The organism is Pararobbsia alpina (genome assembly GCF_902859895.1).
Classification (GTDB): Bacteria; Pseudomonadota; Gammaproteobacteria; order Burkholderiales; family Burkholderiaceae; genus Pararobbsia; species Pararobbsia alpina.
In genome coordinates, this window is record NZ_CADIKM010000038.1 from 14,681 (window position 1) to 38,508 (window position 23,828).

17 protein-coding genes and 2 pseudogenes are annotated in these 23,828 nt (G+C 60.3%); 13 read left to right on the forward strand and 6 right to left on the reverse strand.

Annotated elements, in window-relative coordinates:
- Positions 1 to 70: 70 nt before the first annotated feature.
- Positions 71 to 2,422: a S8 family peptidase gene (locus HV670_RS23910; RefSeq protein ID WP_217478506.1), complete on the forward strand. Its 2,352-nt coding sequence runs from the start codon at positions 71 to 73 to the stop codon at positions 2,420 to 2,422.
- A gap of 207 nt (positions 2,423 to 2,629) precedes the next feature.
- Here the strand turns inward: HV670_RS23910 and HV670_RS23915 are convergent, their stop codons facing one another.
- From HV670_RS23915 to HV670_RS23925, 3 genes and pseudogenes are all read right to left on the reverse strand, one after another.
- On the reverse strand, positions 2,630 to 3,106 hold the full coding sequence (locus HV670_RS23915; RefSeq protein WP_175107476.1) for an ATP-binding protein: 477 nt from the start codon (positions 3,104 to 3,106) through the stop codon (positions 2,630 to 2,632).
- Positions 3,107 to 3,140: 34 nt separating this feature from the next.
- Positions 3,141 to 3,455, reverse strand: a pseudogene (locus HV670_RS23920) (recombinase family protein); the annotation flags it as partial.
- Positions 3,456 to 3,695: 240 nt separating this feature from the next.
- On the reverse strand, positions 3,696 to 3,986 hold the full coding sequence (locus tag HV670_RS23925) for an FCD domain-containing protein (RefSeq protein WP_343054493.1): 291 nt from the start codon (positions 3,984 to 3,986) through the stop codon (positions 3,696 to 3,698).
- Between the two features lie 20 nt (positions 3,987 to 4,006).
- Here HV670_RS23925 and HV670_RS23930 point away from each other — a divergent pair, with 20 nt between their 5' ends.
- On the forward strand, positions 4,007 to 4,186 hold the full coding sequence (locus HV670_RS23930; RefSeq protein ID WP_175107490.1) for a hypothetical protein: 180 nt from the start codon (positions 4,007 to 4,009) through the stop codon (positions 4,184 to 4,186).
- 815 nt (positions 4,187 to 5,001) lie between these two features.
- Positions 5,002 to 7,104 (forward strand): hypothetical protein, encoded by a 2,103-nt coding sequence (locus tag HV670_RS23935; protein WP_175107491.1) that lies wholly within the window; start codon positions 5,002 to 5,004, stop codon positions 7,102 to 7,104.
- 251 nt (positions 7,105 to 7,355) lie between these two features.
- Here HV670_RS23935 and HV670_RS23940 read toward each other — a convergent pair whose 3' ends face one another.
- Positions 7,356 to 7,667: a hypothetical protein gene (locus HV670_RS23940; protein ID WP_175107492.1), complete on the reverse strand. Its 312-nt coding sequence runs from the start codon at positions 7,665 to 7,667 to the stop codon at positions 7,356 to 7,358.
- Between the two features lie 9 nt (positions 7,668 to 7,676).
- On the opposite strand from HV670_RS23940, the gene HV670_RS23945 reads away from it, so the two are divergent.
- From HV670_RS23945 to HV670_RS23975, 7 genes and pseudogenes are all read left to right on the forward strand, one after another.
- Complete coding sequence (locus tag HV670_RS23945; protein ID WP_175107493.1) at positions 7,677 to 9,068, forward strand: hypothetical protein; 1,392 nt, start codon at positions 7,677 to 7,679, stop codon at positions 9,066 to 9,068.
- Between the two features lie 2 nt (positions 9,069 to 9,070).
- Positions 9,071 to 9,787 carry a hypothetical protein gene (locus HV670_RS23950; protein ID WP_175107494.1) on the forward strand — a complete coding sequence of 239 codons (717 nt, stop codon included), beginning with the start codon at positions 9,071 to 9,073 and terminating at the stop codon, positions 9,785 to 9,787.
- Between the two features lie 75 nt (positions 9,788 to 9,862).
- On the forward strand, positions 9,863 to 11,233 hold the full coding sequence (locus tag HV670_RS23955) for a hypothetical protein (RefSeq protein WP_175107495.1): 1,371 nt from the start codon (positions 9,863 to 9,865) through the stop codon (positions 11,231 to 11,233).
- Positions 11,230 to 13,143 carry a tyrosyl-DNA phosphodiesterase 1 gene (locus HV670_RS23960; protein ID WP_175107496.1) on the forward strand — a complete coding sequence of 638 codons (1,914 nt, stop codon included), beginning with the start codon at positions 11,230 to 11,232 and terminating at the stop codon, positions 13,141 to 13,143. The genes HV670_RS23955 and HV670_RS23960 overlap by 4 nt, the downstream gene beginning before the upstream one ends.
- Positions 13,140 to 15,263: an SNF2-related protein gene (locus tag HV670_RS23965; protein ID WP_175107497.1), complete on the forward strand. Its 2,124-nt coding sequence runs from the start codon at positions 13,140 to 13,142 to the stop codon at positions 15,261 to 15,263. The genes HV670_RS23960 and HV670_RS23965 overlap by 4 nt, the downstream gene beginning before the upstream one ends.
- 268 nt (positions 15,264 to 15,531) lie before the next feature.
- Positions 15,532 to 15,723, forward strand: a complete 192-nt coding sequence (locus tag HV670_RS23970) for a hypothetical protein (protein WP_175107498.1) — start codon at positions 15,532 to 15,534, stop codon at positions 15,721 to 15,723.
- A pseudogene (locus tag HV670_RS23975) lies at positions 15,657 to 15,986 on the forward strand (transposase); the annotation flags it as partial. The gene HV670_RS23970 and the pseudogene HV670_RS23975, both read left to right, overlap by 67 nt.
- A gap of 416 nt (positions 15,987 to 16,402) precedes the next feature.
- Here HV670_RS23975 and HV670_RS23980 read toward each other — a convergent pair.
- Complete coding sequence (locus HV670_RS23980; protein WP_175107499.1) at positions 16,403 to 18,697, reverse strand: DUF262 domain-containing protein; 2,295 nt, start codon at positions 18,695 to 18,697, stop codon at positions 16,403 to 16,405.
- Positions 18,698 to 18,758: 61 nt separating this feature from the next.
- On the reverse strand, positions 18,759 to 20,519 hold the full coding sequence (locus HV670_RS23985; RefSeq protein ID WP_175107500.1) for a DUF262 domain-containing protein: 1,761 nt from the start codon (positions 20,517 to 20,519) through the stop codon (positions 18,759 to 18,761).
- A 1,010-nt stretch (positions 20,520 to 21,529) separates the two neighbouring features.
- Between HV670_RS23985 and HV670_RS23990 the strand changes: the two genes are divergently transcribed.
- From HV670_RS23990 to HV670_RS24000, 3 genes are all read left to right on the forward strand, one after another.
- Positions 21,530 to 22,453 (forward strand): helix-turn-helix transcriptional regulator, encoded by a 924-nt coding sequence (locus tag HV670_RS23990; protein WP_246257887.1) that lies wholly within the window; start codon positions 21,530 to 21,532, stop codon positions 22,451 to 22,453.
- Positions 22,454 to 23,236: 783 nt separating this feature from the next.
- Positions 23,237 to 23,551, forward strand: coding sequence for a transposase (locus HV670_RS23995; protein ID WP_175107502.1), 315 nt, complete (start codon positions 23,237 to 23,239; stop codon positions 23,549 to 23,551).
- Positions 23,548 to 23,828 (forward strand): IS3 family transposase (locus HV670_RS24000; RefSeq protein ID WP_175107503.1); only part of this gene is annotated, 281 nt, incomplete at its 3' end. The genes HV670_RS23995 and HV670_RS24000, both read left to right, overlap by 4 nt.

The window sequence follows — 23,828 nt, forward strand, 5'->3', positions numbered from 1 at the left end:
GGCCCACACCCCAAACGGTGGGTCCAGGCCGACCGTTCCCGATTTACCTCGCCAACAGCACGGCCGGGCGTTGAGTCGCCAACTCGACGACCTCAGGCCCGTGGCGGCGGCGGCGGTAGCAGGGCAGCAAGAACAAGGGCTGGAAAGCGGCCTGGGCCTGCAAATCCAGTTTGTCAGCCAGCCGGATGTCGAACTTGCGTTCCAGAGCCTAGCAGACGAGCGTCAGAAGATTGAATTGCTCAGCGTGCGCCGGGAAGGTGTCCACACGTATGCCAATGTGTTCGTTCCCGATGGCAAGCTAACGCACTTCGAGAAATACGTCGCCGAGTACCTGGCAGAGAAAACGGACGTGAACGGCAACCCACGTGACCACCGGTCCTTGCTGAACACCATAGAGTCCATTCGCTCAGCCGGACTGCGAGCGCTGTGGACGGACGCCGCCGCCCTTCTGCCCGAAGACTCGACCACGCCTTTCTGGTGGGAGGTTTGGTTGCCCGTCCGTGGGCAGCGGCAAGCCGTCGTGGAAGATTTCAAGAAGCTGGCGACGTTGGCCGAGTGTGCCGTCGGTGATCAGCAGTTCGACTTTCCCGAGCGGACGGTTTTGCTGATGTATGGCTCCGAGCACCAGTTCTCCCGGTCCGTCATGACCTTGAACTGTGTCGCCGAATTGCGTCGTGCCAAGGAGACCGCAGACTTCTTCGACGAAATGGATGCCGGCGAGCAACGCGGATGGCAGGACGACTTGCTCCAGCGGACACGCTTTGCCCCCGATGGCGACGAAACACCGCGCGTGTGTCTGCTCGATTCGGGCGTCAATCGTGGACATCCGTTGTTGGAGCCACTGATCGCCGGCGAGGACATGTACAGCGTCGACCCGACAGGCTTGACCGACGATACGGCCAACCACGGCACTGGCATGGCCGGCTTGGCCGCATATGGCGACCTCACCGATGCCATCGCAGCTGATTCTCCAGTTGATGTCGAGCATCGTCTGGAATCCGTGCGGCTGGTTGCGGCCGGAGGAGCCAACCCAGGGCCCGCTTCCTTCCATGCCTCGCTGTTCAGCGACGCCGTGGCGCGCCCAGAAATTGCTTTCCCAAATCGCACACGCATCTTTTGTTCAGCGATCTCCGCCTCCGATTACCGCGACCGGGGGCGTCCTTCATCCTGGTCAGCGGCTGTGGACAGCCTCGCGGCGGACGCTGATGGCACGGGGCAATTCCCCCGCCTGTTCGTTCTGTCTGCAGGCAATACGAATGACGTCGACGCCTGGAGCCGCTATCCCGCGAGTCTGTCGACCAATCTCGTCCACGACCCTGGACAAGCCTGGAATGCGCTGACGGTCGGGGCATGTACGCAAAAGTCGGACACGCAGGATCGAAACTATGAGCCGGTCGCAGCGACTGGAGGTCTGAGCCCCTACACCACGACTTCGGCCGCATGGGAAAGCGCATGGCCGTTGAAGCCCGATATCGTGCTGGAAGGTGGCAATATCGGCGCCAATGGCCTTGGCCCCATTGGCATGAGCAGCCTGCAGTTGCTCTCGGCGAACAATCAGCCCTTAGACCGCCTATTCACCACGTTCAATGCGACCAGCGCCGCGTCGGCGCTGTGCGCCCGGATTGCCGCACAGATCTGGACGGCCTACCCATCCTTGCGGCCCGAAACCGTCCGGGCCCTGATCGTACATTCCGCCGAATGGACCGAAGCCATGCGGGCCATGTATCTGCCAGCGGGTCGCGTAGCGACCAAGCATGAATACGCCAATCTGATCCGGCATTGCGGTTGGGGTGAACCCGATCTCGGGCGCGCGCTCTGGAGCGCGAGCAATTCGCTCACGCTGGTGATCGAAGATTCAGTGCATCCCTACAAGAAGGAACGGGGCAGGAGTCCTGCCAGCCGTGACATGAAGCTGCACGCCTTGCCCTGGCCCCGCGATGAGTTGGAGGCGTTGCAGGCTGCTCGCGTGCAGATGCGCGTCACCTTGTCCTACTTCGTCGAACCCAATCCGTCGGCCCGCGGCGCAGCCTCCAAGTTCTACTACCCGTCACATCGTCTTCGTTTCGATGTGCAGCGGCCGCTGGATGCTTCCACCGCTGATTTCGTCGCCCGCGTCAACGCGGCTGCCCTGCGTGAGGATGAGGGCGATCCGGCCAATCCCCGTGATCCCGACTGGTATCTGGGCGAACGACAACGGCACCGGGGTTCGCTCCATCAGGATGTGTGGGAAGGCACCGCCGCCGACCTCGCGAGTCGGGGATTCATTGCTGTCTATCCAGCGGCAGGATGGTGGCGAACCCGGCCGGCATTGGAGCGATACGATCTACCGGCCCGGTACAGTTTGGTGGTCTCGATACGAACGGCTCAAACGGAGATCGACCTTTACAATGCGATCGCCCAGCAAGTGGCCATTGTGACGTAGCGGAAATGGGCACGGAATAGGGCAGCCCGCGGAATTTGACCATCCGCGAGCATGCCGCGGGCTTGACGGCCGGCGAGGGGACTACTCGAGCCGCTTGTGGTTCGTATAGGGAGAAAAGCGTCGATTTGTTACAAGTGGCGGCGCGCTAGAATGCGCCGGGGCAAAAACTAATAATGGGGGCAGGGAACGAGGGTCACGGCACGGCAGCTAACAACTATTGCTCTGGCATTGCTTGACGGTTGCAGTACCGTGGGGCCGAGCTTCGCCAACCATCCAGGTGACTGCGCGATAGGGATACCCTGGGCAGACTGCCTGGCACAGGCGCGGGTCAATGGCCTTCGGATGCACGCCTTTGGCCGTGAACGCCAGGAAATGGGAGCGCGGGGCCCATTCCTCGATGATGGCATTGAAGCGGAACCATGCCGACTGCGTGATAGCGTTGCCGACCGGGAAATCGTCGAGAATGACAATTTGTCCCGAGTCCGCGTTGCGAAGTTCGACCAGCAAGCGGTCCAATGCCGCAGGCAGCGAAGACTCGTCCACGGACGACAAATCGGCCCACCAATTGACGCCGCCCAACCGTTTCGCGACGAGGCTTGCCACGGTTGTTTTTCCTCGGCCCTCGGATCCGACGATCAGCGCCGGGCTGCGTTGGTCGAACCAACGGCGCTCGCGGCAGAACAAATGGCGGAAGCGAGGGCTCGACGCCCCATTGCTGCAGGGATACGCCACCAAGGGCGAGGCAGTGCACGCGCACGCCTGCGGCGGCCAGTAGCTCGACGGTCGCCCGTACGTCCAAGGCGTTGCGGCCGAGGCGATCCAGTTTGGTCACCACCAGCACGTCGCCATCCTCTAGGCGGTCTAGCAGCTTGATAAAGCCCGGGCGTTCGGTGGCGGCGGTGCTGCCGCTGATCGATTCCTCGACGGTACGGCGCCTGTCCACGGCAAACCCCGCCGCCCGGATTTCCTCAATCTGGTTTGGCGGAGTGTTCGCAACGTGATTGAAGTCACTCCTCGACTGCGGGATGCATATTTGATGGCAGCATAGCCAATTTGGACCCCCCGCTTGCCATCCTGGTTGCTCGTCAAGAAGAGCAACTCGCCCCGAAGCCAGAAACCCTCGATACGTTTCGGTGCAACCGAGCAGGTCCCGGTAAGAGTCCGCCTGTCTATCGATGCGTTTCAAAAACGTGCCGACGTGGGTCACGTCTAAGGTAGGGTCTTGGCGTCTGCATGCTCCCTCCGTTCATCAAGCGCTTTCAAAAGCCACCGCCTAAAGCCGCCGAGTCGGCTTGGTGGTCGGCATCGTGTCGTGGGCCTCCAGCAGCTTCTCGTAGTTACGTCGCAAGATGATCCCCGCGTAGCAGACATGCTCGCGCATTAACTGCTCGGCCCGCTGGCCGCCGCGGGCGATGATGGCTTCGATGATGCGGTGATGGTCGCCGTGGGACCGAAGAATAATCGCGTGGTCGTCCCAGAGCATGATCCGATCCGAGGCGAACGGGATGTGCTGCGCCTGTTCCGCGAAGCGCGTCACCCACGGAAACCCCGCTCGAAACCCCACAGATCCATGACGCAAAAACCTTGCTGAAAGATCTCCATTTCTTAACTCGGGTGGATTGGGTGTGGACCGGATTGCAAAATATGCTGTTGCCAGTGGGGGGCGCCAAAAACGGACGTGGTGGCGTCAGCGGCAATGGCGACTTCCAGATGCGCGATGGCGGCATCGAGGTTTTCGACAGAATACGGACCGGCAGCTTGTGACTTCGGCGGGCGTTGCTGATTCGGCGCTCTCGTACGAACCCCTCCTTGTTGGTGGTGGGGGAATGATGCGAGCTGATCCGGACATTTATGTCCGGGTTGCTGCGCTCGATGGACAGGAAAGTATGGGATTCGAGCGGCATTCGTCGGGACACAATTTGTCTGGATCGACGACTAAAGTGGAGTTCGAAGCCGGGCCTCGTCCCGGCACGGCGATGTCGAAACCCCTGTGCAACGTATGAGGAGCAGAAGTTCATGATAAACAACAATTCTCCGCTAGAAAGCCTTGCTGCGTTTGCAATTACGTTCGCTGTCGGCATCTTGTCGACTGTCGCTCGGAAAGTACCTGAAAAGGTTTGCCGCGACACGGCTATCGATGCATCGCGCATGAGCTAACACAGGCTTCCAGAATTCGATGGGGAAACGGCTAAAGAAATGTCGAGGCTGACCGTTATCCCAAGGGAGACAGATAAAAATACACGACGGTCATTTCGCGGGAGACCTCGTTGAATCCGATACGACGCGGCGGAGATGCGAGGCCGCGCAGATCGGGTAAAAACCGTGTTCGACATTACGCTCTTCGTAATGCGGGGAAAAATGAATACATTAATCAAGGCATTCGCATTTGCCGCCGACAAGCACAGGAATCAGCGCCGAAAGGACGTTCACCCATCAATTGAAAGCATTCTCTGAGCGAAAGAAAGCCGACTATGAATTCCCCTGAGCTTCTGCTTCAAAATCTCAATCAGTCTCTGCGCAACCTGAGAGGCGCGTCTGCCGTTCTGGAAGGACACAGCGTTGGAGAGGAATTAAAACCGGTGATGCAGCGTCTGCTGCTCGCTCAGGTATTGGGTGAATTTTCGATTATCGCGATCGGGGGGTCACAGGGCGCAGGCAAGACGACACTGCTGGCAAAGCTGTATGGGCTCGCTTGCGACGATATGTCGTGGCTCAATGCTAACGAGGGACGCGGGGAGCAGTTGCCGGTCCTGATCCTCGAAGACCCGGACGCGACCGCGGCGCAAGGTTATGTGCGGCACCTGCATTTCGATGCCGACGTCAAACGTTGCGAACTGAGGGAAACTCGTGTCGGGGACGTGCGCGAATTTCATAGCGCTTGTGGCGGTGCAAATCCAGACGTTCTTCTGCCGGTCTTGCGCGTACCGCAAAAGTTTTTCGGCGGCACGCGTCAGGCGTTGATGCTGTTGCCCGGCTACGAGCGCACAACCCGCGAAAACCGGTTGTGGCAGTTGCTGATGCGTCAAGTCATCATCGGTTCTTCGGGCTGCGTGATCGTGACCGACAGCACCCGCTTGGCCAACCAGCAGCAACAGGAAATCCTCGTCGATACGCTTCAGGCCGATCTCAAGACGCTGGATACACTGGTCGTCGTCACGAAGACGGAGGACCTTGCGTCGAGCGCAGAGAAGCGCCGGGCGATGCGCGTAATCGCCGCGCAGACGTTCGGTATTGCCGAAGAGCGGATGGACAGCCGCGTCATCACTGCAGGCGTGAGCGATGCAGCCTATGTCGAGCAATGGCTGCCGGAGCTGAAAGCGGCGATTCGACAAATCGGCGCCAGCACGCTCGAACATCGCAACGCCCAACTCGCCCATCTGGAAGAAACAGTTGGGACCGAATTGGGGCGTGTGTTGGCCACTGTGCAGAGTCGGTCACGTACCTATATTGCGCGTAACACCGACGACGCCGACAGCGAGCAGGCCATGGTCAACCGCTGCCTTGAGACGTTCGATGAGTCGTCCCATGCGCTGCGGGAGGACTATCGCAAGAAGATCGACACGATGTTGCGCACGCGTACCGGTCAAGCATGGGACGATCTGCAGACCCATCTCTCCAATAACCACGAGGGCATCCTTCCGAAGTTGAAGGGCGTTTTCGACACTGCGACGGAGAGCCAAAAGAAGCTGCAATCCGACATTGCAGCTGCCTGGAGCAAGGGCGAACCCATCGGTACGTCGTTTATCCAGATCCTCGGCTCGCTGGTCGAAGGGCGTCTCGGCATCGACACGGTGCCCGTCGCGGTCAGGCTCGGGGCCAACGCGGCGGTACCCCAACGTCTTGGCTATGCCGACGAGAAAGGAGAAGCGGTCAAATGCCGAAAGCTTTCGGATTCGACGGTCAACGATCTCCAGGCGCTCTTTTGTCAGCATGAGCAGGACGACACGCACCGCGAAACCAGCACGGCGCTGGAGGCCAGCGTCAAGATGCTGCCGGCGCTCGGGCTGGAGTACGTCCGCGCGGCCAGCCTGCTGCCCGATCTGGTGAGGCTCGACGAACATCGCGCAAAGGTGACGCTCAATGGCGATCTGATTTCGTCGTTGACTAACGTCAGCGGCCAACTCCAGGCTTTCCGCTCCGAAACCAGCACGATCCTGAAGGGACTTGCCGTGGTGATGGCGATCGACTTCTTTGCGGACGGCCAGCTCGACTCGGTCGCCCCGCTGCTGCAAGTGCTTGGCCTCGGGGGCACCCAGGCCGCTAGCGCAACCGCCGGAGGCGCAACCGCTGCGTCGGGGGCCGCGACCGCCATGACGGCCGTTTCGGCGATAGGTGCCGCCGTTGCGACTGCGGCGACCGTCGGATTTCTGGTCTACGCGGGGATGCGCGAAGTCCGTCAATATGACAATCAGGTTCGCAGCTATGCGTACGCGGCGCTTCAAGGCATCCAGGATCTGCATCAGCGTTACTTCATGTCCCATTTCGACGATCTGATCGCGCATCTGCGTGAACGACTGACCGAGGGATTGCGCCGGCGTTTCAAGCTCGATTCGGTGCTCATGCGCCAGGATCGTCTCGCGAAGTCGATCGCGGACGCGAAGCAGTACCGGCTCGATCTGCTGGACGAGATTGCGCGCTCCGGCAGAACGCTCGATATCTATCGGGGAATGCTGTCGGCATGAATGCCCGAGACGAAAGGGATGCGCCGGATCTCGCCAGGCGATGGGCGCGATTGAGCGGCGCGCGGCGCAAATGGGCATTCGAAGCCTACAACCGCTTTGTCGCGAGCCTGGGCGAGGAAATGCGCTCCCACTTCGCAACGGGCGAAGAGGGCAGCGAGGCGTATGTCGTCGTGTTTGGCCGGACGCAGGTCGGAAAAACGACGCTGCTTCTCGATCTGATGGGCGTGGCGCCGCAGTTCGCGGCGGGCGTGTCATCGGTTCTGCGCGGCGGCCGGGAGATCGGAAAATCGGCGACGGCGACCGCGATGGAATATCGCCGCTCGCCGGACGAGCGCTGGCGCCTCAATTGGGACGCCGAGCAGGTATTCGTCGAAGATCATGCCATGGAGGTGGCGCTTGCCGCGTTGCGGCAACGCATGTCCTCCGGCCGGCTTGTCGCGGACAAGCCTGTCGTCGTATCGATTCCCGCAGGCCGGTTTGACGTCGGCACGGGCGCCGCGCCGCGTGTGCGCATACTTGACCTGCCCGGCGACAACCCGCGCGAAGGCGTCGAGCAGGCACACGTGACAGCGATGGCGGAAAAGTACGTGCCGAACGCCGATCTGATTCTGCTGGTCGGTCGCGCGGACGATCTATCCTTTTTGAATCTCGATGCGCTTACGCTGCCGCGTATTCAGGATTGGCGCATCATCCCGCAGCGCTTCCGGATCGTGACGACTTACTCGTTCACGCCCGACAGTCAACGCAAGCAGGTGGATGCCCGCGACGGTCCGCTGACCGCAGACGGCTTTCGCCGGCGCTTGCGCCAACAGATCGAGACTTTCGGCCGGCCGCTGCCGGAAGATGAAGTGCCTTCGAATCTGCTGTTCCCGCTTGAGTTCGGCGATTCCTGGACGAGTCAGGCCGCGAGACAGGATGGATTTTACGAGCGTATTAATCCAATCGTCGCGGAACTGAAGCAGCAACTACACCGGGATATCGAAGAATCGGCCACCGAAATCGGGCGGATTCGTTCGGCCGTCCAGGTTCACGTGATTGCCGATAACGTGAAGAAGGCGCGTCTCGTCCAACTGGACGCAGCGCTTTCATGCGAGCGTGAGAGGCTGGAAGCTTTGGAGGACGAACAGGCGCGCGTGGCGAGACGGCTCGAAATGGCGGAAAAAGCGCTGGCCGGGCTCGCTCATCTCAGCAAGCTGGAGGCGGAGGTGCCGGCGGGAATCGAACGCGATTGTCAAACGCTCGCCGAATCGGCGAAGGCATGCGGTGCGAAATTGCGAGGCGAGATCGAAACCAACCGGAATAGTTTCATCGACAAGATCTCGACGTATTCGTCGGCTTTGCTGTCCGTATCGATGGACTATCGGCCCGAGTTGATTTTCGGCGACAAAGACAATTTCTGGACGAATATTTCGCCGGCAGAAGAACCCAATCGTGACGAACTACGAGACGTCATTCAACGCGAGTTCGAAACAACGCGGAAGAAGCTCTCCGGGTACTTTCTGGAAGAATATTACCCGAACGTTTCGCGCGACTTCGCTATCGACAAGGCGTTGCTCGATTGGGATATGACCGCGGCGGCCAATGCCGCCCGCAAGTGGCTCGCGGCGCACTGGAAGACGCGCGCGGCGGAGCGTCTCGAACGGAAAAAGAAAGAACAAAAACTTGCCAAATCTCGCGCTACCCTCGCGCGCGGCGATCTGGATGAAGTGACGAGGAGGTGTGCCGCACAGCAGGACCTGCTTGCCGGAAAGGAGCAGGAGCGGCAAGCGTTTAGCGATCGAATGGATCGCGAGCGCGAAACGGGGGGGGATTTTCGTGCGTACCTAGACGAAGCCTATCTGCTTGCGCTGCGTGCGCGTATGCGCGAGGGCCGCGAGGCGGCCGCGCCGTCGGAGTCGCTGTTGATGCTGCTGTCGGCGGCGCAACTGGGCGAAGAACGTAAAAACATCTTGATCGGACAGTAACCATGGACCTGACGGACATCGATCGTGCACGCCTCGATCTGCAAGAGAACATCGATAAGGAAGAGGAAGAACTCGGCCGGCTGCTCAGCAGGGTCATGAGCCGGCCGCTCGAACCGGTGAGTGAGCGTCTGGTCAGCGTGGAGAAGCAGGTGTTCGAAGTTGACGAGGCGATCCGCTCGATCAAGGAGGCCGCGCTGGCCGACCTGGCCGGCCAGGTGATGGACCTCGAGGATGGGCTGCGCAAGCTCAAGGGCGCGACGCAGCGCAATCGCGAGGAACTCGGTGCGATGCTCGGCGGCCGCGTCGACGAAGTGCGTCAGGACATTGCAGCGATCGGCGGCAGTCATGACCGCATCCAGACGCAACTGACGGGAACGCTGGAGGAGAGCCGCCAACAGATCACCGCACGCCTCGCGGCGTTAGATGCTCAAGCGGCTGCAACGGCGGTTGAACGGCAGATGGCCGACGCGCGCCTTGTGGCGGCGGTAGCCATGCTGCGTACCGGCATCGACCAGCAGGACGAGGCATTGAAACAAACGGCGCAGACGCTATCGCAGCAGTTGCTGGCGCAGCATCAGGCGAGTCTCGATGCGTTGGCAAGCGGGTTGGCGGACATCACGAAACGTGTGAGCGTCGTGCAGCGCAGGGTTCGATGGTTCGGCATCGCCGCCATGTTGTGCGGACTCGCGACCATCGCGCTCGTCCTACTGCATCCGTGAAGCACGCCGGTTTAAAACCGACGGACTCCCGCGCAAAGCCGTGGCCGTACTCTGGAAGCTGGAATTCGATAAGAAATGACATCACGTTCGATGACCGAATGGTTCTACACTGCGCCGCTCGATGCATTTGCCATTCGACGAGGCGATCCCCTGGGCATGCGTGCTATCGCCGAGGACATGGCGGACCAGCTTGCACCCGGCTTGTCAAATCGCACGATGGACGGGCGGTGGATCTCGATTGTTTGCTGGGCTGTCGGTCAGGGATATGAGGCATGGCGAGCGCTAAACGGCCATGCATCGGCTGATTCGATTGCGCTGCCCAAGGCTGCCGACGAAGTGTATTCATGGATACGTCCGCTCGAAGCGCTATGGATTGCGCGCACGGTTTATTTGACGGAGGACGCGGGGCGCGGGCGGCAGTTGCCGGGCTTACAGGCCGCGCGCCGGTGGCTCGATCACGACGAATCGAAAGACCGCTTCGGCTTTAGCGAGTCGTCATATGAACGATACCGATTCACCGGCGCGTATGGCGGATATCGCGTATTGCTTCGCAGTCTTCCGGGATTGACCGTCGGAGGGGACGGCTGGCGCCTTGATAAGGTGGGGCAGACGTTGGCGCACTCGGTGCAGGAAAGGGTTCGGTGTACGACAGTTCACCGCGGGAAGAAGGGGCCGCGTCCGCGCCCGGAGGACTACTGGTTACGCCATTTCGATTGGAGCGACGGTGAGCTCGACGGTCTTCCCACTGTGTTGGCCGACGATACGAAGCTTCCCGCCGAGGAACGCCAATACCTCAAGGAAGCGCTGTTTTCGACGAGCGACGCAGCCGGTCTCAGGCGGTTGAATGTGCTCATGGCAGCTTCGACGTCTCGCGCCTCGTCACGAGACGAGATGTTCGCGGATATCGCAAAGGCTCTCGGAAGCGGCAAGCCCTTGGCGGAGATCGCGTTGCTATCGGCATTTTCCAGTCTCGCGGATGCGGGCGTGCGCGCGATGAACGCCTGCTGGGCGGTCGTGAACAAAGGCGATATGAACGGCACCGGTTTCGTGCGAGTGGGTAACCTGCTCGGGCAGGAAGGCGTGGAGAGCGCGCTTGACCAACTGGTCCATGCGGCGACGCGCTGGAAAAAAGAAAGCGCCTTTTCGAACACGTACGCCGTAGCCGACGCATTGGCGGAGAGCATCCTGGCCCCGCGCGGCAAACGCCGCGAGCAACTGTTTGCGTTGATCGGCCATCATGCTGTCTACGGCGGCGGGCTGCTCTGGCTGGCGATCGAGAACGACGCAGTCAAGCCGCTCGCTCCGCTGCGAGGCGGCCAGACGAGCGAATATCGTTATCGGATCGGCGCATTGTGTCGGCTCGGCGTTCAGTGCGGCCTGATTCCCGAACTTCCCGTTGCGCTACGGGCCTTGAACGAACTGGACACGGAAGAGGACGTGGTATGACGACCAAAGCGCTCATGCCGCAATGGAAGGCGCTCAATCAGCCTGCCGAGTCGAATCAGGGCCGACTGCTCGGCGCGTTGTTGACAACCTTCGATTCGCCCGATGCGGGCGTCCTGATCGAATCGTATCTGCCCGGATGGCTCGGTCTGGAAGGCATTTGCGTCGATGAGGGGGGGGACCGTCTGCGCTACTTTGCCGAACTGGAAGACGCGTTGCGGCGTCTGAAAGGGCGCATTGTGATCATCTCCTCGCCGGGAACGGCGCATATTTCCGCCGACGGATGGATCTGGAATTACATCCGCCGCTACGAGGTTGGGGCGGAACGTCAGGCGACGCAGCACGCGAAGCTCTGGATGTTCCATCGCGCGGCGACGCAGGCGGACGGTGCGGAGACGCTTGAGATCGTGGTCTCCTCGGCCAATCTCACTCGCGACGGTTTGCGCGGCCAGATCCAGTCCGCCTGGCGGTGTGTGGTGCCGCTCGACGCGACGGGTGCGGACGCGCGGGCGCGGAGCTGGGGCTGCTTGCCGTCATTCCTTGCCGCGCTGGGTCAATCCGCGGGCATGGACCGGCAGCAAGGCATCGAGCCATGGCAGGCGCTCTTGCGTCGGTGCGTTTGCCCGGTCGGCGTCGACTTCGTCGGCAGCGTGCCGGGTTCGCATTCCGCCGACACGCTCGGGCGGCGGGAAACCGCGTGGGGCGCGGTCGGGCTGCGCATGCTCTGGACGAACGCGACGGGCCGTCAACTGGCGATCGTCGCACCGACCATCGGGCAGTGGACTCGCGCGGGCTTCAGCCAATGGGCGGAGACGGCGGGCGTCAGTCCGAAACGCTTGTCGCTAGGATGGATTCGCAGCGAACATCCTTGGGCATGGCGAAATGGCTGGACGCTCGATGCCTCAAGCGAGGCAGCGTTGAGCGATGCCGGTGTTCGCTGGCGCGAGGTGCCGGTGCCGACCGACGATGAAGAGTGGCAAAGTCCATTTTGCGCCGAGCACCCCAAGCGGGATCTTCGCTGGAGCCATGCCAAACTTTATCTGCTTCGCGCCGGCCAGAGCCGGAAGATGCTCGTAACGTCGGCGAACCTTAGCCAGGCAGCGTGGGGAAAGCCTTCAGGCGATCATGGCCTCAAGATAAGAAATTTCGAATTGGGTGTCGCATTTTCAACTGCCGACAGCTTCAGCGACCGGCTGCATGACAACGCTTACACGCGCCACACCTGTGAAGTCCCATACGAGCAGGACGAGGAATTGCCGATTGCGTGGCTTGGCGCCGAGTGGGATGGCAACGTACTGCGCATCGTGTGCCGTACCCGCGACGAGCTGTCCGGACAGGTGGAGATCGCAGCGGCACGCGATACCCGGTTGCATCGATGCGATGTCGACTGGAATCCCGGTGAATCCGCGCAAGCGACGATCGCATGGCCCGCGGCCAGCCAGCCGGCTCCGCTTGCCGTGCACGTCAAGACCACGAACGGCGCGCCCCGCACGGTGACGGTCCTCGATACCCGGTCCGGTGAGGACGGCGACTTCCTGTGCAGCGAGTTCGACGAATCCCTGCTGAGCGATGCTCTGGACGATCTCCTGGAGGAGCGATACGGCTATCAGCCCCTCGGCGGCCACGGCGGAACAGTGCGCAAGGGGCCGCCCCCTGCCGATGGGCCGCCGCCGGCAGGCACTTACGCCGTGCCCGCCTGGCTGGACGCACGCCGCCGTTTCCTGTTGATCGACAACTGGTTTAAAGCGCTCGTGGAAGCAGACGAGCAGGCGCGCCCGTTCATATTGGACGATGGAAAGCGTATTCAGCGCCGCTGGATGGTTGCGGCCGAAACCATATCGGATCAATCAATCGCGAGCGCTGCGAGGATTGCCGCAGAAGAGCTTGAAATGCGCATCAGAAAATACTCATGAGCTTGCATCTCCACGCTGGAAAATGGCGGTTTCTCGAACAAGAACGCGCGGCCCGTTACGTCGACCACTACGAGCGGCAGCGTGAGAAGGGGCAAAAGAAACTCGCCCCCGTGACCACGTGCCGTCAGTTCGCCACGGCAAAGGCGATTCTCGACCGGCTGAATGCCGGTCAGAAGGGCGTCATTCTCGCCGATGACGTGGGCCTCGGCAAAACGACGGTAGCGGCATTCTGTGCGCTCGTGGTGGCGGGCAGCGGGGGGGCCGTGCGAATTCTGGCGCCCAACGAGATGATGGCCCGCCGCTGGCGTCAGGAACTGGAAGTGCATTTGCCGGCGATGAGCTCCTTCGCCGCGCATCTGGACCTTTCCCATGCGCGGCGCCGTCTCAATGTCGACATCAAGCAGCTTCGCCCAGGCACGATTGCGGTTTCGACGCATCAGAAAGTCCATCGGTTGAATTGCGATTTGCTGATCGTGGACGAGGCGCACCGCACGCGTTCCGAGGACAGCAATCTCGGGCAGCGCGTCGTGCGGCAGGGCAGGGCCATCGGCAATGTGTTGATCCTGACCGCCACGCCCTTCAGCATCGACCCGAAGGACTTTGCGCGCTTGCTCAAGCGGGTTGGTGGCGAGCGTGCTGCGAAGTCCATGCAAGAGTACAGCTTGAGGCTCGCGGATTTGTGGCGCGGCCGACATGCGGACAGCCCGAAGGAAACGGCAGACCGGCTCGTGAGTGCGGCTCGCGCGGCCGTCGAGGCGATGCGGCCATACGTCATCCGACACGGCATCGACGATTTGCCCGCTGCGGAGAAAAAGGTATTCGGCGCGATTGAACACGTCGATGCATCGGACTCGATGGAAGTGTCCGCGCCCCTTCTCGAAGCGATGTTGCGCGCGGATCGCGCTCTCCAACTGGCGCAGCGATGTGGCGCCTGGCAGATGAAACGCCGGAACGATCCGCGTTACCACGTCGCCGTCGGCAAGCTGCACGCCGACCTGACGGAGGTGGTCGCGACCATCGCCCAGGCCGAATGGTGCAACGATAGCGCCGCGCGCATCGCGGCGCATCACAGCAATGGTGCGCTCGACCGCCTGCGTACGCTCGATGCTCATCCCAAGATCGCCGGGACCGCTAACATGACGCGCGCGATCGTCGACGAAGGCGAGAAGGTCTTGATCTTTTGCGATCATCACCAGCCCGCGACCGAACTCGCCGCGCGGGTCGCCGCCTCCCTGAAGTGGCCAGCCAAACGCCGCAGCGGTTCGGTTTTTACGGAGGAAGCCTGGTCGGCCTGCTGGCAGCAGATTTTCGCCGACGAACTCGAGGTAGCCAGCAACACAGGCGACAGTGGACAGGCGACCCGGCGTTTGAAGCATTACATTGCGTGGCTGATGTCCGATGGCGTGCGATCGCAGATCGAAACCTGGCTCGAGATGGCGGGCGCTGGTAGCGCGAAAGCCGACTTGGCCAAGCTGCTGGAAAAGAAGAGGGCGCGCGGAAAGCGGGCCTGCGATTCGATCGCGAATCATGCGGTCGATCTTTACAAGCAAATGATCGACCACGAGTCGGGTTCGACTCGTGCGATCTTGCTTCAGGGTGATGTCGCACGTTTACCGGGCTCGACGTTGTCGCGTGTTGCCGCCGTTTGCAAACCTGGCGACGAGGCATTCGCCGCCGCTCTGCCCGGCGTGTTCTTCTCCGCGCAGCCCGATACGGTTCTCGCCGTTTTCAACAGCCCGTTCGGACCCGATGTTCTGGTGACTACGGACAGCCTGAGCGAAGGCGTCGATTTACACCGATTCTGCAGGCACCTGATTCACCACGAACTTGATCCCAGTCCGATCCGGACGGTCCAGCGTAACGGCCGCTTGCGCAGGGTAAATTGTTGGGCTGCGCGAACCGGCCAGCCGATCCGCGTTCATTACCCGAGCCTGCGTGGAACGCGCGACGAGCGACTGGTCGAAGTGATGCGTCATCGCATCATGCAATTCGATCTCCTGCTCGGCGGTGTGCGCGGCGATGTCGACGCGGAAGATACGATCAATGAGCCGAGCACCGTCGGCGGAATCCTTGAATACGCGAGGAAAAGGCTTGGAGCGGTTCGTCTAGGTATCGTCTGACGGCAACGGTGAAGCGATGAGATGGCCCAGCAGATCGATGACGCTGATGGGAATGCTTCTGACGACATTCCGTGGGACTTTGCCGTAGTGTAAGAAAGGGCTGGCCTACCTTGTTGCGACTAAGCCTTACAGACCGAACAGGAGGTGCGGTAACGGTTTCGAATGGTTCGGGTGCTCCCACCCGTTGATCGAGCAAGAAGGAGTCCGTCAGCGGCCCCATATGGCGCTTTGTAGTGCATTGTCGTTGTGCTCGCTACGCGTATTTCGTATGCAAGGCAGCGATCTGTGCTTCAACTTTTCCCTTCGCACGGGTGATGTAGCACTGCAGTCTGCGAAAGATGTGCTCGACATCATCATGCCCGACCGGTTTCATGCTGTAGGCGATGCGGTTTCCACGAATATCGCTGTCCGGCAGGCGAGCGGCTCATCTGGCGATTCTCGACCATTGAGCGCGGCCTGAAACTCGGTAAGTATTGGAGTTCGAATTGCCAGAAATGTCCGCTAAAAGGGGACTGCACGCCAGGTCCTCAACGTCGCGTGACACGCTGGGAACACTAAGCTGTTCTGGATGAGATGCAGGCGCGACTCGATCATGCACCTGAGATAATGCGCATCCGGCGCCAGACTGTCGAGCACCCGTTCGGCACGATCAAGGCGTGGATGGGCGCCACTCATTTCCTGACACGGACCATCGAGGGGGTGAGCACGGAAATGAGTTTGCACGAACGCTTGCAATCGGCAGCGGTTTGCTGCCGTCCCGCAACCGTTCGCTCCGGCACTCGCTTTACGATTTTGACACAGTCTTATAGCCATCAGCGGCCCTTCAATACAGAAAACCGAGCGTCCGTTGCTGTCTATTGGACGCTCCCGTGTACAGGATAGGAAAGACGAAAACGAGTTGGTATGACTAAACGCTGGTACAGGGGCCGTCAGGCGGTTCATTCTTTCGCAGGTGTCACGGATCGTGGCGTTCGTGCGCGCCGCGCTTGAATATCTGTGACGGGGCGCGCCGGCATCCAGCCGGTGCGCAGAGTCCAGCTCAATGACCCAGCATCGACGCCACAATGCCACATACGGCGGCGCCGATCAGAGGTGATCGCTTGAGACAGACCTGGGATGCCCGGTCTGTCAGCGGCACATCAAAGGTTGCACTCTGCCATATGGTGCAGAAGTTGAGCGCCTTTCTCGACTCGATCTTCATTGTCGATGCCACCGGTTTGCGGTATCGCGTAGAGACGCGCAGCGGTACTCGTATCCATGCCGAGCGACTTGCAGATGCCGTCCCAGGCTTCGCGATGCACTGCGGCGCTGGGCACGCCCGCGATTTCCCATCCCTCGGCAACACTACGGATCTCCAGGCCGCTATTGACGAGAACAAGGGCTCGTCGCGCCGTTTCGAATCCGGAGAAACTGTTCGGCCAACCCCCGTTGGCGATCCGGTTTCTCGCCAGGCCGCTCTTGGCAACGATCGCAAGCAGGTAGGGGTCGCGATAGTTGCTGCTCAGTCGCGCTTTGTTCAGCATGCAGGCCTGATACCCGCCCTTGGGGCTGAGGGTGTAGCGGCCCGACGCGCCCTCACGCATTGCCTCGTATTTGACGAAATAGTATCGCCAGTCTTTGGCAGTGTCGGTCGCGTCGAGGTAGGATTGGCGAATCGCTGCCGGCGTGAGCTGTTTCCCGACAATGTCATCCAGAAACGCAATCAAGGGGGGCAGGGCCGGGTGAATGCTTTCGCCTTTTTTGCCGCGGAAGAGTTCACGCCACGGCTCGTCGTTTCGGGGTGCGCCGAAATCCGCCAGAGTATGGTTCGACCCACGCAGGTCCTTACGCGAGTAATCGCCTTTCGCGAGCAGTGCGGCGGTGACGTCCTTCCAGCTTTGCCCTTGAGCGGCCTTGTCGAATGTCAAGATAAACGCCTGGGCACGCGCGCTGAAATGAGCGGTGTCGAGATCGAAAACGGTGAGGCCGCCGCGCAACAGATCGTGGTCCTCCAGCTTGTAAAGATCCGCTTTCAGTTCCGGCGCGGCGCGCAGCATGTCGGCCTTCGCGATCTCGTTCCTGACCTGAGCCTGATTGAACGTGACAACTTTCGCAAGGTCTCCATCACGGACAATCCCGACGATCTCTTCCAGCAAGCGCGGCATGCTGTTGCGCTCGCCGGTGCGAATCTCGTCCTTCGACGCTTCAATCAGGTTCCGGATCAGACGGAGCCGGTTGGGTTGCCCGCTTTCCGCTTCCCTGCGATGCACCAGTACACCGTAAAAGAGGAGCGTATGAGCCAGAGTCCATCCACTGTTTCCGTAGTGCCGGCAGCAGGCGCCGAATAAGTCGACACCTTCTTTATCAATCGGATTGAACAGAAGTAGCGCGCCGTCGCCGTTATTAGCAGTCGTGGCGCTGGCACGAAAGTACCTGGCGAACTCCGTCCGGATGTCCAGGTCTTTCCATGTGTCGAAAGCGTGGAAGAGAAAATCAATACTCTCGCTAGCGCGAGAAGCCTGCCCGCCATAGACCCGCTCCGCCAGATCATCGTCGCGCGTCCACGAGTTGAACTCGATGCTGGCTCGCCACGCGTTGACTTCGGTAATAAAGCGGAAATAGCTCAGGAACTCGTTATCGATGAGATTGCCGGTGTCGCGATACGGCCAGAGAATGTCGGACCATACGGTATCGACCTTCTTGGTGAAATCATCGGCTATTTTCGGATCCTCTGCCTTCCTCAACAGTGCTTCGAAATGCGCCTTGAAGTTCTCGAAGTCGGTGAGCGATTTGCCACGCGAATTCATCTTAATGTACAGGCTGTCGGTCAGACCGTTTGCCTTTACCGGCAGCACGTGGAAGCGGATTGCCGGGTTCAGCGTGTTGGTGAGATTCTCCCATGCGGTATGAAAGTCGGAGAAGCCTGCATTCGCGAAGGTGGCGTCGAGCGTATCCAGCACGGTCAGCATGGACTGAATGGTCGGATCGTGTCGCCACGTCGCAAGATAGCCAGGCTGGTCCGTGATCCATGCGGACAGGCGTCCGCCGAATTCCGGACGGCAGTTCGCGAGGAACGAGCAGAAGTCGCGTGCGCCGGGTCGCGTCGCATAGCTGAAGCGGGACCAGGGCTGCTGGGTGATGTCCACACCCGTTCGCCAGGCAAGATAACTCTGCAGAAGGAACAGCGTGGTCAATCGTTGCTGGCCGTCGAGAGGCGCGAATTTGCCCGACTCTTCCACGTCACCGAATACGAAATCGAGGTCCACGGGATCGCCTTCGGGCATCAACGCGTCGCATAACGTAACGACGAACTGTTCACGAATCCGTTTGACAGCTTGCGTGTTCCGGCCTTGTGCGTAATCGCGCTGAATGAGCGGAATCTCGATCTCGGTTATCACGAGGTTGCAGATTTCCCGTCCAAAGAGCGTGGCGAAGCTGACGAGCGACGCCGGCACCGACGGCACTGAAGACTGAGATAGGGGAGCATTCATGGAGAAGAAAGTTATTCCACGGTAATTAGCTAAGGTACGGTTTGAGCAGGTCGCGAATCGCGTCGAGATAACTCGTCTTGTCCTGTTCACTCCAGAAATGCGGTTGCTGCGCATCGGCGGCCGCGTAGTACTTCAGGAACACGTTCCGCGTGCACGGCGGCACGTACTTCCCCGCGCGATCCAGTTCCAGGATCATCTGGCGCTTCACTTCGAAAACCGAGCTGTTCAGGCGGCTGTTGTCGCTGCTGGACAGCAGTGCGAGGTTACGAATGGAATGATCCGCCAGCGTGTCGGTGTTCAGCAGTTGCAGTATCCGCATGCTCAACGCGTTGAACCGTTCGCCGGTGAACCCGCCAGACCTGCCGCTATCTATTTCATTGATGGCGGCCTGAATGTCCGCTTTCAATCGCGCGTGACTTTCGTTGTGCGTGCCGAATGCCTCGATCGCGCGTTCGTGCGTGCTGAGCCATGTCCGCCACTGGTCCGCCTTGTTGAGTGCGTCCGCATTCTGCGCGTGAATATGTTCGAGCGACCAGTTCTGTCCAACGTGATGGATGAACGGAAAGCGCAGTCCGGCGCGGCTGCACGTTTCGACATTCATTAAAAGTAGCAAATCGAGAAGTTTCGGATAGCCGCGCTTTTTCTCTTCGTAGTCGAGATCTTCGAAATCGTCATCCCCGATGCCCAGGTAATTCGTGATACTGAGCGTCAGGTATTGCTCGAACTCACTCTTTCGTTTGCCTTTTGCAGCGGTGACGACATGGCCGATTTTCGCGCCCGTGGCGACGAGGTAGCCAATCCGGTTGTACGCGCCCGGGACGTCGTGCCAACCGAGAATCTGCGCATGCAGCGCGACGACTTCTTTCCAGAAGCCCGAGAAGTCTTTCTCAATGAGTCCCTGCAACGCGTCGAAGGTGTGATGACGCTGACCTGCGTCGTTGTCGCGAGGCTGCTGGTCAGCCAGCGTGTCGAGAAGCAGGCTGATGCGCGTGGGGTACCGTTCGTCGTCTGCGCCCGATTGCAGGCCGGCAATGAACGACCAGATGTCCGAGTGATGCAGATCGCGCTCGATGCCGTCCCACTGCGCCGCGATTTCGTGTGCGCGATCGGGCGACACGCTGCGTGCCTTGGAGAGAAGCGCGGCTTTGACGAGTTCCGCATCGGTTAACGGGATACGACCTACATTGAGCCGGGTGAAAAGAGGAATGGCCTTGACGTCGAACGGCGCCTCATACCAGATCACGCGCACTGATTCGAACAGGTAGGAATGAATCTTTCCCGCCGCATGGTTGCGCGCATAGATGTCGCCACTACGTTTGAACCATGTGTCGATAGCCTGATACGCCTGGTAGAGGTGAAAGTAGTCGATGTTCGTCCCGTGGATCGCTTCGTCGAGCGTTTTAAGGTATTCCTGGCTACCTGCGCGAGTTTGATAGAAGATCGAGTAAGGGGCGCCGAAACCCTGCTTCGCATCCTTCTCCATGTAGCGGAAGATTAGGTAAAGCGTGGTCAGCCGCTGCTGGCCGTCAATCAGCTCCCATTCCTGCTTCTCGGGCTGTTCCGCATCGCGGTGCAACTTCACGACGATCGGCTGCAAGCTGTAGCCCTTGCCCCCGCTGTCCCGGATGTCGTCGAGCAGGCGCATGACGTCCGATGGATCCCACCGGTAACCGCGCTGATAGCTCGGCACGAAGAAATGCCCGCGTATGTCGCCTACCGTCTTGTGTTTCAGTGCGTACGATTGACCGCTGCTTACCGGCGCGGTCGTCGAAGAGAGTGCTGTCATCCGTTTCTTCCACCCGTTATTTTCATAGATTCGTTTCGACATGCCGTGGGCAACCGTACCGGGTTGCCGCTAGCTCGACATGGAATCTGACTGCATTCGCAAAGCTTTCGTTGACATTCAGGTCCGGCACGATCACCCGGCCGTTCGCGATGACGTGTTTGAACAGGCGTTCATCCTACACGACGGATTTGTCCGGAAACTCGCCGAACGCATCGTTGCTGAACACAAACGCGTCGGCATCGGCGGCTGGAGGCTCGTCTCCAATCGACCTGGCAGGTTGGTATTCCCATGAACTGAGATCCGGCGCTGAGGTTACCGCACCACTCGTGGGCTACCCATATGTCGAAAGAAATCGAAGGGTCATCGCAACGCTACTCAGCGAGGCGAAGTTTGACGTTGGCGGAGAAGACCGCTGGGAACTAGGGTGGCTGCGTCCTGGCGGATCTCGATGGGGGCGACCGAAGCTTCCGTCCACATTAGAGTCGCTTCGCTCGACAGTGCGGGCACGTACCAAGGGTGGCACGCTGTCCACCGCTCTGGTGTCTCCCGCAGCGATTAGCGCCAGGGAGCCCCTAACTTCCAGCGAGTCTTTGATCGCGGTCTTTATGCTCCTGTGGGAATGGCCCCGCTTGCGCTCGAAATTCTGATCATCGCGGAGGCGGCAGTTGTGTGCGGTCAACAGTTTCTGGACAAGAAATCCCATGCGTGGCTTGTTCCTGCGGGGTGACGTGCGATGAGTCCGCAGTCTATTGGCCGTGCCGGACAGCTTCTGCCCGATGATGCGCGCCAATATCTAGGCAGACGGTTAAACGACTCCCTCAAATAAATATTTCGCACGTAGCACTCAAGAGAAAGGAAAAACGGCCGTTAGATTAACGATAAGCTCTTGAGCCGTTTTCCACGATTCCATTCCCAATATGCCGGATCGAGAAATCTTGCAGGTTCTGCCCAATGTTGGCAGAGATGAAGAACCGCTTTCCACTCCGGATGTGCATCGCAGGCTCAGCGTCATGCTGCTAGACCCACCGGTCGTGAAGACGGTGCAGCGCTGGCTCGAAGATATGCTCGGAAGAGGGCTTGTCGCAGTGGAGCAGCGCGGGCGGGCCAAATATTGGTGCAAGGTTGCGGGCGCGAGCGGCCTTGCCGCGAAGGCAGCCGGCATGATGACGCACGACGAGGCGCTGGCCCTCCAGACGCTGCGTCGTTTTTCGACTTGGCGGATTCCGACGCTGGTGGCCGAAACGCTGGCACCGCTGTTCGATGTGGCGGGCAAGAGGCTGGCGGCTGTCAACAGTGAGCATGAGCGGCGCTACCGCAAATGGATCGACAAGATCGAAATCGAGACGGGCAGCTTCACGCTGGAATACCCTGAGGTCGATCCCGGCATCTTCGCCGTAGTTTCGCAGGCGCTCTTTTACGAGCAGCAACTTGAAATCGTTTACCAGTCACGCACGAAGATCGATAACGCCGATGCGAAGATTGTCCACCCGCTCGGGCTGGTCGAAGTTGGCGGGCTGGTTTATCTCGTGGCGGCGATGCCGCGTCATTCGAATCCGGCGATGTACCGGCTCGATCGTCTCGCACGCGCGACCATGTTGCCCGAGTCGTTTGCCTATCCGCGTGGGTTCAGGCTCTCGGAGTACGTGCGGGAGCAGCGTCAGTTCGACTTCATGGTCGAGGGCGAGATCGGCCTGAGGCTGCGGTTCAGGAACGGTGCAGGCCATCACCTGCTGGAAGCGCCGCTGTCTGCGGATCAGCAGGTCAGCCAGAGCGGCGACACGCTTGAGGTGCGTGGCACGGTGCTGTTGAGCCAGCGGCTACGGTGGTGGCTGCGGGCGTTCGGGCCGAACGTCGAGGTGCTGGCGCCGGAAGGCCTGCGCTCGGAGCTGGCAGCGGAAGCCAGGGCATTGGCTGGGATTTACGAATGCGAGTGAGATCGTGAGAAGCGCTGTGCCTTTTCATGACCTGATTGTGGAGTATGCTGCAACGAGGTTGCGCTATTCGATCGGTGTCTGATGAGAGTGTTCGGACATGATTTGTCTGAAGGGGGGGCTATCTTGATATGGCGGCATGTCGATGCCGTCCTATTTCACCCTCTGACAGGAGAAACCATGTTCACGAATTGCAATTCCTCTCCCCTGCAACATCTGGCCGCGTTTGCGATTGTGTTTGTTGCCGCTGTGGTGGGGACTGCGGCAGTTGGAGCATATGTGGATTCGGTAAAGGCCGATGCGCAATAAGGATAAAGACCTGTGTGGGATGGATGGTGGGTTTGAACATATGCCAGTAAGCCTAGCGCCCTTTACGTTGAAATGTAGTCAATGCGGTTGGAAACATACGTTTGCCCCGCGTAGCGATGTCCTGATGCCGAACATGGATAGCCGTTCGCATTGCCCACGGTGTGGTGAGTATGCGTTAGTTCGGTCACAGCCGAATTTGATCGAGCGGGTTTCCGGTCGATTTAGGCAGGTTTGGCCGCGCATGTGATTGAAGCACGACGCTCATGAGGGTAGTCTGCCAGACGGTAAGCGATGTAAGGACTGCCTAGGTACGCGACATGGAACCCAGACTATGAGCTGGGAAAGAACCAGATCGAGGGACAACTTGGCGTCGCCTATAAGAAAGAAAATTAACGATGTCAAAAACAATTAGTGAAGTGATGTGAGAAGTTGACCCGCCTCAACGGACACCTATCCTTTTGACCAGGAGGTGCCGTGATGAGGAAGCATCGCACACCGTACCCGGCGGAGTTCCGGGCCCACATGGTCGAACTGGTGAAGGCCGGGCGAACGCCTGAGGAACTTGCGCGCGAGTTCGAGCCGACCGCGCAGACGATCATCAACTGGGTTGCGCAGGCCGATCGTGATGCTGGCGTGCGCCACGACGGGCTGACCACGGCTGAGCGGCAGGAGCTCACGCGGCTGCGCCGCAAGGTACGCCAGCTTGAGATGGAGCGTGACATCCTCTCTCACGCGGCTGCCTGGTTCGCCCGCGAGACCGGGGCCGTACCACCGAAGGGTACCGATTCATGAAGGCGAACCGGGCCCGCTGGCCCATTGCCACGATGGCGCGGCTGCTGCAGGTCTCCACCAGCGGCTACTACGCGTGGCTGGTGCGTGGACCGTCCACGCAGGCATGCAGTGATGCGCAACTGCTCGCGCGCATCCGTACCCTACATGCGAGTTCGCGCGGCACCTACGGGGCGCCACGCATTCATGCGCAACTCGCGCGTGAGGGCGTGCATGTGGGGTGCAAGCGCGTGGCGCGCCTGATGCGCATGGCCGGTCTGTGTGGCGCAAGCCGGCGGCA

Coding starts and splice junctions, on each gene's coding strand:
- HV670_RS23945 (WP_175107493.1), top strand. CDS start 7,677: ATGGCGGAAAAGTACGTGCCGAACGCCGATCTGATTCTGCTGGTCGGT.
- HV670_RS23950 (WP_175107494.1), top strand. CDS start 9,071: ATGGACCTGACGGACATCGATCGTGCACGCCTCGATCTGCAAGAGAAC.
- HV670_RS23955 (WP_175107495.1), top strand. CDS start 9,863: ATGACATCACGTTCGATGACCGAATGGTTCTACACTGCGCCGCTCGAT.
- HV670_RS23960 (WP_175107496.1), top strand. CDS start 11,230: ATGACGACCAAAGCGCTCATGCCGCAATGGAAGGCGCTCAATCAGCCT.
- HV670_RS23965 (WP_175107497.1), top strand. CDS start 13,140: ATGAGCTTGCATCTCCACGCTGGAAAATGGCGGTTTCTCGAACAAGAA.
- HV670_RS23970 (WP_175107498.1), top strand. CDS start 15,532: ATGCAAGGCAGCGATCTGTGCTTCAACTTTTCCCTTCGCACGGGTGAT.
- HV670_RS23985 (WP_175107500.1), bottom strand. CDS start 20,519: ATGACAGCACTCTCTTCGACGACCGCGCCGGTAAGCAGCGGTCAATCG.
- HV670_RS23990 (WP_246257887.1), top strand. CDS start 21,530: ATGCTGCTAGACCCACCGGTCGTGAAGACGGTGCAGCGCTGGCTCGAA.
- HV670_RS23995 (WP_175107502.1), top strand. CDS start 23,237: ATGAGGAAGCATCGCACACCGTACCCGGCGGAGTTCCGGGCCCACATG.